This is a genomic window from Subtercola sp. Z020, from assembly GCF_002931235.1.
In the GTDB taxonomy this organism is placed as follows: domain Bacteria; phylum Actinomycetota; class Actinomycetes; order Actinomycetales; family Microbacteriaceae; genus Subtercola.
Genome location: NZ_PSTT01000009.1, coordinates 1 through 15,925, shown reverse-complemented (window position 1 = coordinate 15,925; position 15,925 = coordinate 1). Strand labels below are relative to the sequence as shown.

19 protein-coding genes are annotated in these 15,925 nt (G+C 70.5%); 9 read left to right on the top strand and 10 right to left on the bottom strand.

Annotated elements, in window-relative coordinates; translation table 11 throughout:
- Nucleotides 1-38 precede the first annotated feature (38 nt).
- From C5B96_RS00980 to C5B96_RS00955, 6 genes are read left to right on the top strand one after another with little or no spacing between them, the layout of a single operon-like run.
- Complete coding sequence (locus C5B96_RS00980; RefSeq protein WP_104242058.1) at nt 39-500, top strand: Asp23/Gls24 family envelope stress response protein; 462 nt, start codon at nt 39-41, stop codon at nt 498-500.
- Nucleotides 501-502: 2 nt separating this feature from the next.
- Nucleotides 503-700 (top strand): DUF2273 domain-containing protein, encoded by a 198-nt coding sequence (locus C5B96_RS00975; protein ID WP_104242056.1) that lies wholly within the window; start codon nt 503-505, stop codon nt 698-700.
- Complete coding sequence (locus tag C5B96_RS00970; protein WP_199176512.1) at nt 697-1,110, top strand: hypothetical protein; 414 nt, start codon at nt 697-699, stop codon at nt 1,108-1,110. Before C5B96_RS00975 ends, C5B96_RS00970 begins: the two co-directional genes overlap by 4 nt.
- A complete protein-coding gene (locus tag C5B96_RS00965; RefSeq protein ID WP_104242054.1) occupies nt 1,107-1,685 on the top strand; it encodes a DUF6286 domain-containing protein in 579 nt (192 codons plus the stop codon). Before C5B96_RS00970 ends, C5B96_RS00965 begins: the two co-directional genes overlap by 4 nt.
- Nucleotides 1,682-2,287: a hypothetical protein gene (locus tag C5B96_RS00960; protein ID WP_104242052.1), complete on the top strand. Its 606-nt coding sequence runs from the start codon at nt 1,682-1,684 to the stop codon at nt 2,285-2,287. The genes C5B96_RS00965 and C5B96_RS00960 overlap by 4 nt, the downstream gene beginning before the upstream one ends.
- A 48-nt stretch (nt 2,288-2,335) precedes the next feature.
- Entirely contained in the window at nt 2,336-2,509 is a 174-nt protein-coding gene (locus tag C5B96_RS00955; protein ID WP_104242050.1) for a CsbD family protein, read from the top strand.
- An 84-nt stretch (nt 2,510-2,593) separates the two neighbouring features.
- Here the strand turns inward: C5B96_RS00955 and C5B96_RS00950 are convergent, their stop codons facing one another.
- From C5B96_RS00950 to C5B96_RS00935, 4 genes are all read right to left on the bottom strand, one after another.
- The gene (locus tag C5B96_RS00950; RefSeq protein WP_146078056.1) at nt 2,594-3,256 is read right to left on the bottom strand and encodes a G5 domain-containing protein; all 663 of its coding nucleotides are present in this window, start codon (nt 3,254-3,256) and stop codon (nt 2,594-2,596) included.
- Between the two features lie 147 nt (nt 3,257-3,403).
- Complete coding sequence (locus C5B96_RS00945; protein ID WP_104242048.1) at nt 3,404-4,783, bottom strand: M18 family aminopeptidase; 1,380 nt, start codon at nt 4,781-4,783, stop codon at nt 3,404-3,406.
- Between the two features lie 30 nt (nt 4,784-4,813).
- Nucleotides 4,814-6,016 (bottom strand): hypothetical protein, encoded by a 1,203-nt coding sequence (locus tag C5B96_RS00940; protein ID WP_104242046.1) that lies wholly within the window; start codon nt 6,014-6,016, stop codon nt 4,814-4,816.
- A 114-nt stretch (nt 6,017-6,130) separates the two neighbouring features.
- On the bottom strand, nt 6,131-7,036 hold the full coding sequence (locus C5B96_RS00935; protein WP_104242044.1) for a PhzF family phenazine biosynthesis protein: 906 nt from the start codon (nt 7,034-7,036) through the stop codon (nt 6,131-6,133).
- A gap of 257 nt (nt 7,037-7,293) precedes the next feature.
- Here C5B96_RS00935 and C5B96_RS00930 point away from each other — a divergent pair, with 257 nt between their 5' ends.
- Nucleotides 7,294-8,784, top strand: a complete 1,491-nt coding sequence (locus C5B96_RS00930; RefSeq protein ID WP_104242043.1) for a PLP-dependent aminotransferase family protein — start codon at nt 7,294-7,296, stop codon at nt 8,782-8,784.
- A 71-nt stretch (nt 8,785-8,855) separates the two neighbouring features.
- Here the strand turns inward: C5B96_RS00930 and C5B96_RS00925 are convergent, their stop codons facing one another.
- From C5B96_RS00925 to C5B96_RS00910, 4 genes are all read right to left on the bottom strand, one after another.
- On the bottom strand, nt 8,856-9,767 hold the full coding sequence (locus C5B96_RS00925; protein WP_104242041.1) for an NADP-dependent oxidoreductase: 912 nt from the start codon (nt 9,765-9,767) through the stop codon (nt 8,856-8,858).
- Nucleotides 9,768-9,903: 136 nt separating this feature from the next.
- Nucleotides 9,904-10,335 carry a MarR family winged helix-turn-helix transcriptional regulator gene (locus C5B96_RS00920; protein WP_104242039.1) on the bottom strand — a complete coding sequence of 144 codons (432 nt, stop codon included), beginning with the start codon at nt 10,333-10,335 and terminating at the stop codon, nt 9,904-9,906.
- Nucleotides 10,332-11,933: an MFS transporter gene (locus C5B96_RS00915; RefSeq protein WP_233188909.1), complete on the bottom strand. Its 1,602-nt coding sequence runs from the start codon at nt 11,931-11,933 to the stop codon at nt 10,332-10,334. Before C5B96_RS00915 ends, C5B96_RS00920 begins: the two co-directional genes overlap by 4 nt.
- Before the next feature lie 88 nt (nt 11,934-12,021).
- The gene (locus tag C5B96_RS00910; protein ID WP_104242037.1) at nt 12,022-12,483 is read right to left on the bottom strand and encodes an Lrp/AsnC family transcriptional regulator; all 462 of its coding nucleotides are present in this window, start codon (nt 12,481-12,483) and stop codon (nt 12,022-12,024) included.
- Nucleotides 12,484-12,578: 95 nt separating this feature from the next.
- Here C5B96_RS00910 and C5B96_RS00905 point away from each other — a divergent pair, with 95 nt between their 5' ends.
- Nucleotides 12,579-13,106, top strand: a complete 528-nt coding sequence (locus tag C5B96_RS00905; RefSeq protein ID WP_104242035.1) for a DUF2000 domain-containing protein — start codon at nt 12,579-12,581, stop codon at nt 13,104-13,106.
- Nucleotides 13,107-13,176: 70 nt separating this feature from the next.
- On the opposite strand, the gene C5B96_RS00900 is transcribed toward C5B96_RS00905, so the two are convergent.
- The gene (locus C5B96_RS00900; RefSeq protein ID WP_104242033.1) at nt 13,177-14,577 is read right to left on the bottom strand and encodes a glycine--tRNA ligase; all 1,401 of its coding nucleotides are present in this window, start codon (nt 14,575-14,577) and stop codon (nt 13,177-13,179) included.
- Nucleotides 14,578-14,685: 108 nt separating this feature from the next.
- Complete coding sequence (locus tag C5B96_RS00895; protein WP_104242031.1) at nt 14,686-15,375, bottom strand: pentapeptide repeat-containing protein; 690 nt, start codon at nt 15,373-15,375, stop codon at nt 14,686-14,688.
- 108 nt (nt 15,376-15,483) lie between these two features.
- On the opposite strand from C5B96_RS00895, the gene C5B96_RS00890 reads away from it, so the two are divergent.
- On the top strand, nt 15,484-15,925 hold a 442-nt coding region (locus C5B96_RS00890; RefSeq protein WP_104242029.1), incomplete at its 3' end, for a helix-turn-helix domain-containing protein.

Here is a 15,925-nt window from a genome sequence, read left to right as displayed (position 1 = left end):
AGATCTCGGGGCTTGCAATCACCTCCAAGGAGTACGTCATGGCAAACACCACCACCCCCGCCACTGTCACGCCGGCCACGATCAGCACGACGTCGACGATCCCCACCGCCGAGACCGCGATCGGCAAGACCACCATCAACGACAGTGTCGTTGCCAAGGTCGCCGGAATCGCGGCCCGCGAGGTGAGCGGAGTACACGCCCTCGGCGGCGGCGCCGCCCGCGTGATCGGCTCCATCCGCAACGCGATGAACAACAAAGACCTGTCGCAGGGCATCAGCGTCGAGGTCGGTGAGACCCAGGTCGCCGTCGACGTGATCATCGTCGCCGAGTACCCGGTTCCGCTGCAGGATGTCGCCGACAACGTGCGCTCGTCGATCATCGAGGCGATCGAGAACCTCGTCGGCCTCGAGGTCACCGAAGTGAACGTCACGGTCGACGACGTCTTCATTCCGTCGGTCGACGACTCGGCCGACGCTGAGACCGAAGCGCGGGTTCAGTAGTCATGACCTCCACCGCCACTCGCACCGGCATCGTCATCGGTGCCGTGCTCGCACTGACCTGGATCGTGTTCGGGTTCTGGGCGTTCTTCTTCGTCGCCGTCGCCATGGCGATCGGGGCGCTCGTGGGCCGCGTGCTCGACGGCAAGCTCGACCTCTCCGCCCTCGCCGGAGCGTTCAGAGGGAAGCGTTCGTCATCATGAGCACGGTGACGGCTCCGCGGCCGGCGGCCCTCACGCCGGCCGCGCCCCGCGCCGTCGACCGGCCGGCAGCGGGCCGCACGCGCATCACCGAGAAGGCCCTGAACCGCCTGGTCGCCGCGGTGGCCGCCGAGGCGCTGGGCGTGTCGGCGCGTGCGGTCTCCGTCGATCTGGCGGACTCGGCCGGCAAGCTCGCCGTCACGGTGCGGTCTCCGCTCCGTGTGGCATCGCTGTCGCGGGTTCAGGATGATCGAACCCTCGTCGAACGCACGGGCGGCACGCTGCTCGAGCGCGCCGCCGCCGCACAACAGCAGATCAGGGCCCGCGCCACGGCACTCAGTGGTTCGTCGATCGACACCGTGACCGTGCGGCTGACCGGAGTCGACATTCAGGAAGGGAAGCGCGTCTCATGAGCACCACCCCTCTGTATCGCCGGCTGAACCGGCGCGAGACGCACTCTCCCCTGTCGGGTCTCGCCATCGTTCTCGCGGTGCTCGCCATTCTCGTGCTGGCGTACCTCGGAACCGAGTTCGTGTTGCGTGCCTTCGGGTTCGCCCCGCTGCTCGTGGCGCCCCAGGCCCTCGCGCAGGCCGTCGTCAACGCCCCGGCCTACCCGGCGTGGACCCTGATCGCGGGCGGCATCGTCGCGGCGATCATCGGGCTCGTACTGGTCATCGTCGCGGTGACGGGCGCCCGCCGGGCGCGGCACACCCTCACCTCCGAGCGTGCGGCCACGGTCATCGACAACGAGGTCATCGCCTCGGCCCTGGCCCGGCACGCCGCCAGCGCCGCCCACACCAGCGCAGACAACACGAGCGTGTCGGTGTCGCACCGCACGGCCGTCGTGCGGGTCACCCCGGCGTCAGGCGCGGCAGTCGACGCCGCTGCGGTGACGGCCGCTGTCGATGAGCAGCTCCGGTCGTACGACCTGAAGCCGAGCATCCGTTCGCGCGTCATCATCAGCACTGAGGGAAAGGTCGGCGCATGAACAGCACCAACCGTGGCGCGAACCGCGCCGTCATCCTGCTCGCGGGGCTCGTGCTGCTCGCGGCCGGTCTCTCTGCCGCAGCCGTCGGAGCACTTGCGTCCGTCCGTGACGGGTACACGGAGCAGGCTCCCGGAGTGGTCTCCTCGGTCACCGAAGCGCTGAAGGCGACACCGCTCGGTGGTACCGGTCACAGCTGGCTCTGGCTCGCTGCGGCCGCCCTGCTGCTGGTGCTGGTCATCCTGTTCGTCGTCTTCATCTTCCGGCAGGGCGGCGGCCACACCCGCACGCTGCTCTCAGAGAAGCCGACGGAGCACGGCCGCACCGTGGTCGACTCCGCCGTGGCCGAGCAGTTGCTGCAGGAATCCCTCGCGACGCATCCGGAGCTCGTGGCATCGCACGTCTCGACGTACGCTGTGAAGGGTTCATCGGTTCTGAAAGTCTCGGTCTCGTGCCGACGCGGGGTCTCCCCCGCCGACGCCCGCGACCTCGTCGAAGCACAGTTGCTCGCCCTCGACGAGCTGCTGGGGTCGAGCATCCCGGCGCTCATCCAGGTCAGCGGAGGGTTCCGGGTGCGCACCGCCGGTGCGACCCGCCTCGCCTGACCCCCACGTCTCATCTCTCCACAACCCCAACAAAGAAAGGTGCTCCTCATGAGTGCAGCAGACAAGATCCAGAACGCCGCGCAGGACCTCGCCGGTAAGGCGAAGGAGGCTGTCGGCAACATCACGAACGACGACTCGAAGGTCGCCGAGGGCAAGGCCGACCAGGCCGGCGCCAGCGCGAAGAAGGCCGGCGAGAACGTCAAAGACGTCTTCAAAAACTAGGTGACGCCAGCCCCTCGGGGCTCTCGGAACGCCCTCTGCTCGAATACCGCGGTATGCAGGCAGGGGGCGTTCTCGTCGTTCGGGTCACTCGCAGCCGATACCGTCGTTGTCGTTGCCGTCGAGGCCGTAGATGTCCTCACCCACCACCCGGACCGGGCCCTCGACGTACGAGGGGCCGTTGCCCTTGCCCCCTGCGCAGTCGACGTCGCTGTCGATCGGCACGCAGGCACCCTCGTAGTTCGGGTCGCAGCCGGCCCCGCCGGACTGCTCGTCGGCCGCCTGATCCTCGGCGACCGGCACGGGCGCGGGTGCCGGCTGCTTCGTTCCGACGGCGGTCACCTCGGTGACGGGCTCTGCGGTGGTCGACTCCGACACCAGGGTGCGGCCGGTCTCGACGCCGTCGAGGGATGCCACGTCCCACACCTGCGTCCTCGTACCGTTCCTGCCTGCGGCAACGACGGCCGACTCCCCGACGGCGCGCGACGGGTCGTCTGTCGTGTCGGTGCCGAACGGAATCTCCACAGTCGAGGCGACGGTCGCGTGGGTGACTTTCGGCGCGGGAGCAGCGGTGGGCGTCGGCGACGGGGTCGCAGGCGCCCCCGCGGGCGGGGTGACCGCGACGGAGGCGCTCACGACTTGGGCTGAGGCGCCCGCTGCGCCCGTCGTGCCCGCGCTGCAGCCCGCGAGTGCGAGCGCGGTGACGACGGTGGCCGCGAGGGCGGCTCCGGTGAGGGCTCTGCCGAGCATCCCACTCCCCGATGGTACAAGCGCTCCGCGACGTGACCTGTTCTGCATGCTGTACTCCCCCGTGACGACCGCGTCGTCCCCCGACGCGCCGATCCCACAGTAGGTACCGGCGGCCCCGGGGCCAAGCGAACGGCCGAAGTGGGGGTACTAGGGGCGCGGAGCGAAGAAGGCGCGGATGGCTGCCGAGAGCGCGGCGAGGTCGTTCACGTGGGCCAGCTCGCGGGCCGAGTGCATCGAGAGCAGGGGCACGCCCACGTCGACGGTGCGGATTCCGAGGCGCGTCGCGGTGAGCGGCCCGATCGTCGAACCGCACGGAACAGTGTTGTTCGACACGAACTCCTGGTACGCCACCCCCGCCTGGGCGCAGGCCGCCACCCAGAGGGCCGCCCCGTGCGCATCGGTCGCGTACCGCTGGTTGGCGTTGATCTTCAGCAGCGGGCCGCCGCCGGCGATCGGGCGGTTCACGGGGTCGTGCTTCTCGGGGTAGTTCGGATGCACGGAGTGGCCGGCATCGGCCGAGAGGCACCACGAGGCGGCGTAGGCGCGCAGGCGCTCCTCCGTCGACGCGCCGAGCCCGGCCGAGATGCGGGTGAGGATGTCGTCGAGCAACGGCCCGCTCGCCCCCGAACGCGACTCCGAGCCCAGTTCTTCGTGGTCGAAGGCCGCCAGCACGGTGATGTGCGCGGCGCCGGTCGCGGCATCCGGAGCCGACGCGGCGGACCCGGCGCCCGCTGCGAGCGCGCTCGTCTCGATCAGAGCGCGGAGCCCGGCGTAGACCGACGTCAGGTTGTCCATGCGCCCGGCGGCGAAGAGCTGGCCGTCGAGCCCGAACCGTGCCGGGGTGGCCGTGTCGGCCGTGAGGATGTCGTAACCGGCGATGTCGGCACCGGTGAGCTCCGCCCCGGCGAGCCCGGCCAGGTGGTCGACGAGATCGGCCCGGCCGAGGTCGCCGACCCCGAACACCGGGCTGGTGTGGCGCTGCCGGTCGAGCGTGAGGCCGGTGTTCGCGTCACGGTCGAGGTGGATCGCGAGCTGCGGGATGCGCAAGAAGGGCCCGGTGCGTACGAGCAGTTCGCGGCCGTCGCGGGTGACCACGCGGCCGGCGAGCTCGAGCTCACGGTCGAGCCACGAGTTCAGCAGCGGCCCGCCGTAGATCTCGACCCCGGCCTGCAGCCAGCCCGCGGAACCCGTCGTCGGCTTCGGCTTGAGCTTGAAGCCAGGCGAGTCGGTGTGCGCCCCGAGAATGCGGAACGGGGTCGACGGCCCGGCACCGGCGGGGGTGAGCCAGGCGATGATCGCGCCGTCGCGGATGACGAAGTGGCGACCGGGCTCACCCTCGGCGGCGGCGGCGGCCGTGGCGGCAGCTGCGGCCGTGACCGGCCACGGCTCGGTCTCGTCGAGCCGGGTGAATCCGGCGGCCGTCAGCTGGCGGCCGGCTTCGGCCACCGCGTGGTACGACGAGGGCGACGCCGTGAGGTACTGCGTGAAGTCGTCGATGTAGGCCGAAACGTCGAGGGGAGCATCCATTCGACAAGTCAACCACCTCGGGCGGTGGCGCTACTGCCTCAGGAGGTCGGCTCCGACAGACTCCGGATGCCCGCCCTGCACGGCCTCGGCCAGCCACTCCTCGGCGGTGACGCCGTTCTGCCGGTCGTTCTGGAAGGCGTCGACCGTCGAGATGACGTGGCGTGTCTCGCCGTTGGCATCGGCGCCGGTGTCGGTGACGTAGACGGAGGTACGGGCATCCAGAGCCGTGACCGCCCGGAACGACGCCTTCATCGCGTAGTTCCAGTCGGCGCCGGCCTGGGGGGTGTAGTACCCGTCGTCGATGCCGACCGAGAAGCCGGCGAGGGTGCGGTCGAGCGTCGTCTGGGAGAGGAGGGTGCGCAGTCGGTCGCCGAAGAGCTTGCCGTTGTGCGTGACGGCCGCCCGCAGCGGGTCGTTCGTCGGCTCGAAACCGAACCGGGCGCTGAACTGCGTGGTCCACAGGGGGTCGATCGTGCCGGCGAGCGCGGCGGCCGTCACGTACGAACTGTCGGAGTACTCGAAGAGCGGGGCGCTGTCGTAGTGCGCGCCGACGTCACCGAGCCAGAACGCGGCGTTGAGGCCGCCGGTGCCGGCGCCCGCGACGAGCACGCTGGTCGGGTCGGCGACGTTCGCGTAGACCCAGTCGAGGGCGGCGCGGGTGTTGTTGTAGCCATTGAAGTCCGCGGTCGCCGAGTCACCCGTCTCGGAGGTCATCGTGACGGCTTTCGCATCGCCCACCCCGAGGTCGCCCGTCGTGGTCGGGATGTAGACGATGGTCGACGCGGCGAACGGGGCCGCGGCATCCGGTCGCAGCAGACCGCCGAGGCTCGCGGGCTGGTGGAACGGCACGGAGTCGTAGAAGAAGTTGCCGCCGCCGAAGAGGCTCGACTGCGGGGTGATCGGTTCGGCGGTGGTGAGTTCGTTCCAGTTGAGGCCCCCGTCGCCGAAGAACACGACGAGATCACGGCTGGAGCCGGGCCGGACGAACATGTCGTACGCCGATCCGTCGCCGTTCAGCGCGGGCGCCGCGAGCGGGATGCTCGACCACTCCCCCGGCGTGGCGTCGGCCAGGGCGCTGTGCTCGGGCGGACGTTGGGTGAGAACGACGGCTGCGACGGCAGCGGAGACGCCGAACAACAGGAGCACCAGCGCGGCGGCGGCCAGCGCACGCCGCCGCCGGCGCCGCGGGGCCTGTTGCCGCTGCTGCTGCGGGTCGGGGTGGGCGGCGGTCACCGTTTCATCTTCCCACGTCGGCCGCGGGCGGCTCGGCGCTGGCGGCTCTGCGCCGGCGCCCGGCCCGCGCCGGTGCGCGGAGCGGGCGGCGGTGCCGGGCGCGTACCGCCGCTGCTAGAGCAGCACGGTGCCGGCGATGCAGGTGGTGCTGGCCCCGCCCACCCAGACCTGGCCGTCGACGCGGTCGAGGTGCACGCGGCCCGCGCGACCGAGGCGGGTGCCCTGTGCCGCGACGTAGTGGTCGGGAGCGTGGCCCGCCGCCATCAGCCACTGCGCGAGGCTGGCATTCAGGCTGCCAGTCACCGGGTCTTCGCCCACACCCGCACTGCCGGCGAAGCCGCGCACCTCGAAGTGCGGGGTCGCGGGGGCGGTGGCGTCCGCAGCGTCCGGCGCGGCGCTGTCGTCACCATCTGCGCCGGCGGCAGCGGCGTACGGCCCCACGACGCCGATGGAACGCCGGCCGAGGGCCGCGAAGTCCGGCTCGAGCGCCAGCACGGCCTCGGCCGACGGGAGCAGCAACCCCGACCATCCGGGGCCGTTGTCGACCCAGTTCGCATCGACGACGTCTGCCGGCGCGATGCCGAGCACGGCCGTGAGCTCGGCCAGGTCGGCGGGGTCGATGGGGCCGCTCCGCAGCAGCTCGGGCGCGGCGAAGGCGAGCCGCTCACCCTCGCGGCGGATGCGCACGAGGCCGACCCCGCACTCCTGCACGACGGCCGCCGGATCGCGCGGCTCGTTGCCGGCCTCCAGCCACGCGTGGGCCGTGCCGAGAGTGGGATGCCCGGCGAACGGCAACTCCCGGCTCGGCGTGAAGATGCGCACGTGGTAGTCGGCTCCGGCCGCGGCAGCCTCGGGGCTCGGCGGCAGAACGAAAGTCGTCTCTGAGAGGTTCGTCCAGTTGGCGAAGTCGGCCAGTGCCTCGTCGTCGACATCCCTCCCGTCGAGCACCACCGCGAGCGGGTTGCCGCGATATGGCGTGGCGGAGAAGACGTCGACCTGTCTGAAGTCCCTCAAGCGCATCAGTGTGTTCCTTTCGTGCCGCACCGGGAATCGTACCCGGCCCGTGTCTCGATCTGTCGGTATCCATCGGTCGTCACGGCTCGGAGGGTGAGACAGATCCCGACCATGCCAATCAGGCCAAGAACGATGAGGAAGACCATCATATGCACTCCAATTTCCGCGTGTTCGACGGTAAAGCACCCGTGTTGGAGGCCTTGGGACCAGTAAAGTCGGCATATTGGATGGTGACAACACTCCAATCGGCGTACAGTGGACTGGTGACCACTGCTCAGCTGACCGCCCGTTCCCTCTCGGCCCTGCTCGGTCACTGGCAGAGCGAGGGCGCCGCCTACCGCGCACTCGCCGACCGGATACGGCTGCTGGTACTCGACGGGCGCATCCTCGTCGGTTCCCGGCTGCCCGCCGAGCGGGAACTCGCCGCCCGGCTCGAACTCAGCCGCAGCACGGTGGCCGCGGCATACCGTGCGTTGCGCGAGGCGGGGTACCTCACCAGCGTGCAGGGCTCCGGCAGCATGACGCGCATCCCGGCCGACACCCACGACGGCGAACGCGGCGGAGGCCCGCGGGGCGCATTCGTCGCGTCGACAGCATCGCGCGACACGGCGGTCGATTCCGACCGACCCCTGTTGAACTTCACCCAGGCAGCGCTGCCCGCGTCCGCAGGCGTCAGCGAAGCGATCCAGCAGGCCGCGGCCGACGTGGCGCCGCTTCTCGACACGCTCGGGTTCGAGTTGCATGGGCTGCCCGCACTCCGCGAGGCGATCGCCGACCGGTACACCGAGCGCGGCCTGCCCACCGAGCCCGGCGAGATCATGGTCACCGGCGGGGCGCTCAGCGCGCTCAGCCTGATCACCCGCGCGTTCGTCGCCCGCGGTGATCGCGTGGTCGTCGAGACACCCACCTACCCGCATGCGGCCGACACGCTCCTCGCCGCCGGAGCCCGCCTCGTTCCCGTCGGTGTCTCTGTCGACGACGGCTGGAACGAGGATGCTCTGCTCGACGCGCTCGCGCAGTCCGCCCCGGCCCTCGCTTACGTGATGCCCGACTTCCACAACCCCACCGGGGCATCGATGACGCCCGGCTTCCGTCGGCGGCTCGTTGCGGCCGCGGCAGCGACCCGAACCGTGCTCGTCGCTGACGAGACGACGGCAGAACTCGACATCGACCGGCCGGCGGTCGCGGGCGACCCCTACATGCCGCTTGCGGCATACGGGGATGCCGTGCTCATCGGTTCGACCAGCAAGACGTTCTGGGGCGGGCTCCGCATCGGATGGATCCGGGCCGAGCGAGCCGTGATCCGCCGTCTGCTCGCAGCGCGCGCGTCGGTCGACATCGGTACGCCGGTCTTTGAACAGCTGGTCGCGACCAGCCTGGTGCGCCGCACAGCCGAGCTCCTCCCCGCCCGCCAGCGCCAGCTCGGCGACGGGCGCGACGTGCTCTACTCGGCACTCGAACAGCGTCTGCCCGAGTGGCGGCGCCCACCGCTCGCCGGCGGTCTCTGCGCCTGGGTGAATGTCGGCCGCCCGATCAGTTCGCAGCTCGTGCTGGCGGCCCGAACGCATGGGGTGCTCTTCACCGCCGGGCCGCGTTTCGGCACCGATGGGGCGTTCGAGCGCTTTCTGCGGCTGCCGATCAACTACTCACCCGGCGACACCCGACGTGCCATCGAGGTACTGCAACGCTCGTGGGCCGAGCTGGCAGGGCGCCCCTTCGGCGCCGACCTGCCGGAGTTCGCCGACCTGGTCTGAGCCCGGCGAACAGGCGGGGCGGGCTGCACGACGCCAGCTACCCCGTACAGCGAGGCGCGCTGCCGTGGCCGTCAGAGGTCGAGCAGCACCTTGCCCCGCCGCCCGCCGGCGGCGACGAGAGCCTGCGCCTCCGCGGCGTCGGCGAGCGGCAGGTGCCGGGCCGGCGCGATCACCAGAGACCCGTCGACCACGGCGTCTGCCAGCTGCCGCAGAACATCCGGGGTCTGGTCCTTCCGCCCGCCCGACGAGAACGTTACTCCGAGGCTCGTCGCCGCGGAGTCGGCGAGCGTGACGACGCGTTCCGTGCCACCGGCCAGCTCGATCGAACCCGGCAGATCGCCGGCCCCGGCGATGTCGAGCACGGCGTCGACGCCGTCGGGTGCCAGCTCGCGCACCCGTTCGAACACCCCGTCGCCGTAGCGAACGGGATGCGCGCCGAGTTCGCGCACGGCCTCTGCGTCGCGCTCGCTGGCGGTTCCGATGACGGTGATGCCGCGCGCAACCGCGAGCTGCACCGCGATCGACCCGACCGCTCCCGCCGCGCCGTGGATCAGTAGGGTCTCGCCGGCCCGCAGTTCGAGCAGGCGAAGCCCGCGGAGAGCGGCCTCGCCGGCGACAGGCAGGGCGGCGGCGACCTCCGCCGGCAGTGCGTCAGGGCGGGGTGCGACCCCGGTGGCGAGCGCCACGGCGAACTCGGCGTAGGCCCCTGTGGCCCAGCCGAACACCTCGTCGCCGACCGCCGATCCCTGCACCTCGCTGCCGAGGGCCGCCACTCTGCCGGCGATCTCGCTGCCCGGCGTGACCGGGAAGGTCACCTTCACCATTCCCGCCATGGCGCCGGAGCGGAGCTTGTTGTCGAACGGGTTCACGGCGGCGAACTGCACGGCGACCAGCACCTCGTTCGGCTTCAGCGTCGGAGTGGGCGCGTCGACGACGTGCAGCACATCGGGTTCGCCGTAGGTGTCGTACTGCACTGCGCGCATGTCGGGTCTCCCGTGGTGGTCGAGGTTCAGCGGTTCTGCAGAGAGGCTACTCCGGCCGGGGCGCCGGGTGCGCGGCGTCGTGCACAGGCGCCGGGCGCGCGGCCGGGCGCCGGGTGCGCCGCAGCGTGCACCGACGTCAGGCGTGCGCCAGATCGGCCGCCTCGGCGACACGGCTCAGGATGCCCGACAGCGCTTCGAGGTCGGCGTCGTCGAGCGCCGAGAACTCGGCCGGCGCCGCCGGGCGCACCCGCTGCACGCGCGCGACCATCTCGTGGCCCGCATCGGTGAGGGCGACCATCCGCACCCGCCTGTTCGACGGATCGATTGCCCGCTGCACCAGGCCGCGACGCTCGAGGTCGTTGACGGCCACGCTGGCGGCGGGGGCATCCATTCCCGAGGCCTCCGCCAGGCGCCCCATCGTCAGGGGCTGTGCCACGAGCCGGCGAATGACCCGCACCCTGCTGAACGGAAGACCGACCTGTTCGGAGACCACACGTCGCCAGTCTTCGAGGTTGTGCGTGACGATGGTGAGCATCGTCGCCCAGACCTCGTCGGCATCGGTCGTCATGAGGGGGCACTCCCTGTCTTCGCGGTGTCGCCGGCGCGCTCGGCGCTTCCGGTGCGCTCGTCGTTCCCGGTGCGCTCGTCGTTCGCGGCGCCCTCGGCACTCTCGGCGTCGTCTTCGGCGAGCAGGTGCGAGATGCGCTCGGTGCTGCGCTTCGCCCATGCCGTCGTCGACGCGATGCCGAGGGCCACGATCACGGCCCCGCAGCCCGCCGCGATCCACCAGAGCGGATGCGTCGCGAGGGCGAACTCCGGCCCGATCGTCGCCGAGGCGCCGGCGGCACCCGCTGCGGTGACCGTTCCGGCCAGGGCGACGCCGATCGAACTCCCCGTCTGGCGGCTCGTCGACGCAAGCCCCGCTGCCACACCCGCCTGCGACCGGGGCATGCCCGACACCGCCGTCGTCGTGATCGGTGCGTTGATCATCCCGAAGCCCAGGCCGAACAGAACGTACGCGCCGAGGAGAACGACGTCGGGCGTGTCGACGGTGAGCGTCGTCAGCACCAGCGCACTGGCGGCGATGAGCGAGCCGGCCAGCAGCAGCGAGGGGCGCGTTCCGAACCGGGCGACCAACCTCCCCGAGAGCAACGAGCACACCAGCGTCGCGATGGCGAGCGGCAACATGTAGAGCCCGGTGTGAAAGGCCGAGAGCCCGCGCACGTTCTGCAGGTAGAGCGCATTGACGAAGAGGAAGGCGCCGTAGGCGGCGAACCCGCAGACCGCTGTGATGGTCGCCGAGCTGAACGGAACACTCCGGAAGAATCGCAGGTCGACGAACGGCTGGGCCGCGCGGCCCTCGTGGCGGATGATCAGGGCCACCGCCACCACGGTGAGCGCGAACAGCCCGATGATCAGGGGGTTCGACCATCCCTGTCGCGGCGCCTCGATCAGGCCGAAGACCAGCGACACCAGGGCAACGATGACGAACAGCTGGCCGAGCGGGTCGAGCTTGCGAACGACCGCCGCCCGCGACTCCGGCACGAAGATAGCGCTCAGGATGATCGCCGCCAGGCCGACCGGAACATTCACCCAGAACACCGAGCGCCAGCCGACCGTCTCGGTGAGTGCGCCGCCGACCAGCGGGCCGAACGCGAGGCTCACGCCCAGCACGGCTCCCCAGACTCCGACGGCGCGGGCCCGCTCCTTGGCACCGGTGAAGGTGTTCGTGATGATCGACATGGCGACCGGATTCAGCATCGACCCGCCGAGCGCCTGGAGCACTCGCGCGAACACCAGGAAGCCGATGCTGGGGGCGATGCTGCAGAGCAGCGAGCCGACACTGAAGACGACGAGCCCGAGCTGGAAGATGCGACGCCGCCCGAACCGATCGGCAATGGAACCCGAGAGCAGCAAGAAGCTGGCGATCGTGAGGGTGTAGCCGTCGACGACCCACTGCAGGTCGGGCACAGACGCGCCCAGGTCGACTCGGATGGAGGGGAGGGCGACGTTGACGATCGTGACATCCATCGAGACGATGAACAGGCTCAGGCAGCAGATCGCGAGCACCAGGCCCTTGGGCGACTTCTTGCCGGTTCGCAGCTCGCGATTGAGGGTCTTCGCAGGCCGGGCGACGCCTCCGGTCGATTCGACAGTTGTAAGCACACAATGATTGTGCTCTCACAACCTTTTCGTGTCAACCGGGCGAGCACCATCGGGTCGCCACCTCCGGCCCAGAGGGGCTGGATGCGGTTCAGAGCGGCTGGATGCTCGTGTTCCGCAGGTGCTCGTAGACGACCGAGGTGCGCACATCGGCGACCTCGGGCCGCTCGGTGAGCCGGTCGATGACGAAGGCATACAGCGCGTCGTTGTCGGCCACGGCCAGGTGCAGGAGAAAGTCTTCGGTGCCGCTGGTCACGAAGAGCCCGAGCACGTCGGGCAGCCCGCGGGCCCAGTTGCGGAACCCCTCGATGTTGCGCCGCGACGGGGGGCGGATGCGCACGGCGATCATCGCCTGCACGGGGCGCCCGACCGCGGCGAGGTCGAGTTCGAGGGTCGCTCCGGCAATCACCCCTCGCTCACGGAGGCTGCGGGTTCGGTCGAGCGCGGTCGTCGGCGACACCCCGACAGCGGCCGCGATGTCGCGATTGGTGCGCCGAGCGTCTCGCTGCAGTTCGCGCACAATCGCCTGATCAAGTTCATCGAGAACCGGCATGGGAGCATCCTTTCCGTATGACGTACGGCTGAGTTGTCATGCAATCGTATGCCTGCCTAGCATGAGCCAACCAGACCGCACGAACAGAGGATCTCATGAGTACGACAGCCCCGGCATCCGCCCCCGCCTTCGAAGTACACGAGATCGCCACCGGCGAATCGACGCGGTCGGCCCGTCTCAAGTGGGTCATCATCGTCGACCGCGACCTGCCCGCGGGGCTCGCGGTCAACGCGGCCGCGTGCGTGGCGGCCTCGGTGGGCGCGTCGGTGGGCGGGATGCTCGGGCCGGGCGGCACCGACGCCGACGGCTCGCACCACCCCGGCCTGCCGTGGGCCGGATGCTCGATCCTCGGCGCGACGGCCGCGGAGCTGCTCGCCGTGCGGGAGGCGGCTCGCGCACTCGCCGACGCGGCGCCACAGGCACCCGCAGATGGAGCGGCGGCCCCGCACGCAGCCGTCTACCTCACCGACATGCCGCAGTCCGCGCAGACGAACCGGGTCTACGACGGGTACCTCGCCGAACTCGCCACGACGCCGGCGGCCGACCTGCACGCCAGTGCGCTCAGCATCGTCGGCCCCCGCAAGCAGGTCGACCGTCTCACGAAGCGCCTCACCCTGCTCTGACGCGTCGGCCTCGCAAAGCGGGGCCGACGCGCATCCGCAGCGGCAGGCGCCCGCGCCCCGCGTGCACGCGTCAGGCGCGGCGGAGGCGCTCCGAGAGGTGGGTGTGCAGCTCGGCGATCGGCACGCGTTCCTGCTGCATCGTGTCGCGGTCGCGCACCGTCACGGCCGCGTCTTCCAGCGAGTCGAAGTCGACCGTCACGCAGAACGGCGTGCCGATCTCGTCGAATCGGCGGTAGCGCCGGCCGATCGCCTGGGCGTCGTCGAACTCGATGTTCCATTCACCGGCCAGGTCGTCTGCCACCTGCCGCGCAAGAGGCGAGAGCGCCTCGTTCCGCGAGAGCGGCAGCACGGCCACCGTGACGGGTGCGAGTCGCGGGTCGAGGTGCAGCACGACGCGCTTGTCGGTGCCGCCCTTGGCGTTCGGCACCTCCTCCTCGTCGTACGCGTCGACCAGGAAGGCCATCAGCGCGCGCGTCAGACCGAACGACGGCTCGATGACGTACGGGATGTACCGCTCACCGGTCGCCTGGTCGAAGTACGACAGGTCTTTGCCCGACGACTCCGAGTGCGTCTTCAGGTCGTAGTCGGTGCGGTTCGCCACGCCCATCAGCTCGCCCCACTCGCTACCGGTGAACTCGAACTTGTACTCGATGTCGACCGTGCGCTTGGAGTAGTGCGACAGCTTGTCTTTCGGGTGCTCGAAGAAGCGGATGTTCGTCGGGTCGATGCCGAGATCGGTGAACCAGGCCCAGCAGAGATCCATCCAGGTCTGCTGCCACTCCTCGTCTTCGCCGGGCTTGACGAAGAACTCGATCTCCATCTGCTCGAACTCGCGCGTGCGGAAGATGAAGTTGCCGGGCGTGATCTCGTTGCGGAACGCCTTGCCGATCTGGCCGATGCCGAACGGCGGCTTCTTGCGCGAGGTCTGCAGCACGGCCGCGAAGTCGGTGAAGATGCCCTGCGCCGTCTCGGGCCGCAGGTAGTGCAGCCCGGTCTCGTCGTCGACGACGCCCAGGTAGGTCTTCATCATCCCGCTCATCTGGCGGATCGGCGACCACTGCCCGACCTTCTTCGGGTGCTCAGGGTCGGGGATGTCGTCGAGCCCGTTGACCGGCGGATGCCCGTGCTCGGCCTCGTAGGCCTCGAACAGGTGGTCGGCGCGGTACCGCTTGTGCGTCACGAGCGACTCGGTCAGGGGGTCGCTGAACACCTTGACGTGCCCGGATGCCTCCCACACGGCGGTGGGCAGGATGATCGCGGAGTCGAGCCCGACCATGTCTCGGCGCCCGCGCACGAAGGTGTTCCACCACTGCCGCTTGATGTTCTCCTTGAGCTCGACGCCGAGGGGCCCGTAGTCCCACGCCGACCGGGTTCCGCCGTAGATGTCGCCCGACGGGAAGACGAACCCGCGGTGCTGGGCTAGGGCGATGACGGCGTCGAGGCGAGACTGTTCGCGGGGCTCTTGGGCCATGGTGGGGTGTTCCCTACAGATAAACGTGGATCGGCGGTTTCAGGGGGCACGAACGCAGAGCGTTCGGCACCAACTCTAACGAATGCCGCCCGCCGCATCGACGTGCGCTCAACCCTGCACGCGCACCCCGAGGTGTTCGGCGAACAGGGGCGCAAACTGGGTCAACTGCAGGTCGTCGACGATCGTGCCCGCCAGCCCTGCCACACCGTGAACGGCCTGGAACTCACTCGTGCGCAGGTCGACACCGCCGCAAGATGCCCGGGTGACGTCGAGCGTGCCGATGCGGCAGTTCACCAGCGCCACCCGTGACGCTCTCGCCTCACCGAGGTCGAGGTCGGTGATCGTGCACTCCTCGAGGACGACATTGGAGAGCCGCGAGCCGCGCAGGTTCAGGTAGTCGATCTTGCCGCCGTGCAGGTGTGCGGAGTCGAGTTCGGCGTCGAAGAGCTCGGCAGAGCCCCAGCGGGGGTTCTCGATACGGATGTCGCGCCACGTCGTGCGCGCCGCTTTCAGTGTGTGGGCGAACGGCGCCACGAACTCGCACTCGATGAACCGGCTGCCACGCAGTTCGGCGTCGGTCAGGGTCACACCGGTGAAGCGGCACTCGAGGAACGAGCATCCCGCGAGCTCGATCGCGCCCGCGTCACCGCCGTCGTAGTGTTCGCGCTCCCGACTGTCGCCGGCGAAGAGCCCGTCGATGGGGGCCCGTGCGAGCCGCGCGGCGGGCACGCCGGCGAAGTCGACGTGCGCCGGTGCGGGCGGCGGCGCTGCCTTCGAACTGCGGGGTCGCGGGGTCATGGCCCGAGTGTAGACGGCGCCGCCGACACCGCACGCGGCGGCGCCCTGCCCGCGGTCGCGTCCTACGATGGAGGCGCGCCTGCGGGCGCTGCGACGGGAGGAGTACGCATGCCACTGCTCAGGGAACGCGCTGCCGAAGCGGTCGACCCCGCGGCCGCGAAGCGCATCGGGGTGGCGCTGGCGGGCATCCACTCGGGTGGAACCGACGGCGACACGACCACCGCTGGCCCCAACGGCACCATCGTCGTCGACGGCGTGCCGGTCGCGGTTCCGGCGGGCGTGCGCGACGCCGTGGTCGACCTGCTGCAACGCTTCGCCGACGGGCAGTCGGTGGTAGTGGGGTCGACGGATGCACTGCTCACGACCTCGCAGGCCGCCGAGTTGCTCGGAATCTCCGCGACCTACCTGCTGCGGCTGGCGAACGAGGGCACCATCCCGGTCGAGTACCGCGGAACGCACCGCCGCTTCCGCCTGGCCGACGCGATGGCGTACCTCGAGGCGTCCCGCGCCGCCAAGGCCGCCCGCGCCGCCGCCCGGCCCCCCGCTCCAC

Coding starts and splice junctions, on each gene's coding strand:
- C5B96_RS00980 (WP_104242058.1), top strand. CDS start 39: ATGGCAAACACCACCACCCCCGCCACTGTCACGCCGGCCACGATCAGC.
- C5B96_RS00975 (WP_104242056.1), top strand. CDS start 503: ATGACCTCCACCGCCACTCGCACCGGCATCGTCATCGGTGCCGTGCTC.
- C5B96_RS00970 (WP_199176512.1), top strand. CDS start 697: ATGAGCACGGTGACGGCTCCGCGGCCGGCGGCCCTCACGCCGGCCGCG.
- C5B96_RS00965 (WP_104242054.1), top strand. CDS start 1,107: ATGAGCACCACCCCTCTGTATCGCCGGCTGAACCGGCGCGAGACGCAC.
- C5B96_RS00960 (WP_104242052.1), top strand. CDS start 1,682: ATGAACAGCACCAACCGTGGCGCGAACCGCGCCGTCATCCTGCTCGCG.
- C5B96_RS00955 (WP_104242050.1), top strand. CDS start 2,336: ATGAGTGCAGCAGACAAGATCCAGAACGCCGCGCAGGACCTCGCCGGT.
- C5B96_RS00950 (WP_146078056.1), bottom strand. CDS start 3,256: ATGCTCGGCAGAGCCCTCACCGGAGCCGCCCTCGCGGCCACCGTCGTC.
- C5B96_RS00945 (WP_104242048.1), bottom strand. CDS start 4,783: ATGGATGCTCCCCTCGACGTTTCGGCCTACATCGACGACTTCACGCAG.
- C5B96_RS00935 (WP_104242044.1), bottom strand. CDS start 7,036: ATGCGCTTGAGGGACTTCAGACAGGTCGACGTCTTCTCCGCCACGCCA.
- C5B96_RS00925 (WP_104242041.1), bottom strand. CDS start 9,767: ATGCGCGCAGTGCAGTACGACACCTACGGCGAACCCGATGTGCTGCAC.
- C5B96_RS00920 (WP_104242039.1), bottom strand. CDS start 10,335: ATGACGACCGATGCCGACGAGGTCTGGGCGACGATGCTCACCATCGTC.
- C5B96_RS00910 (WP_104242037.1), bottom strand. CDS start 12,483: ATGCCGGTTCTCGATGAACTTGATCAGGCGATTGTGCGCGAACTGCAG.
- C5B96_RS00905 (WP_104242035.1), top strand. CDS start 12,579: ATGAGTACGACAGCCCCGGCATCCGCCCCCGCCTTCGAAGTACACGAG.
- C5B96_RS00900 (WP_104242033.1), bottom strand. CDS start 14,577: ATGGCCCAAGAGCCCCGCGAACAGTCTCGCCTCGACGCCGTCATCGCC.
- C5B96_RS00895 (WP_104242031.1), bottom strand. CDS start 15,375: ATGACCCCGCGACCCCGCAGTTCGAAGGCAGCGCCGCCGCCCGCACCG.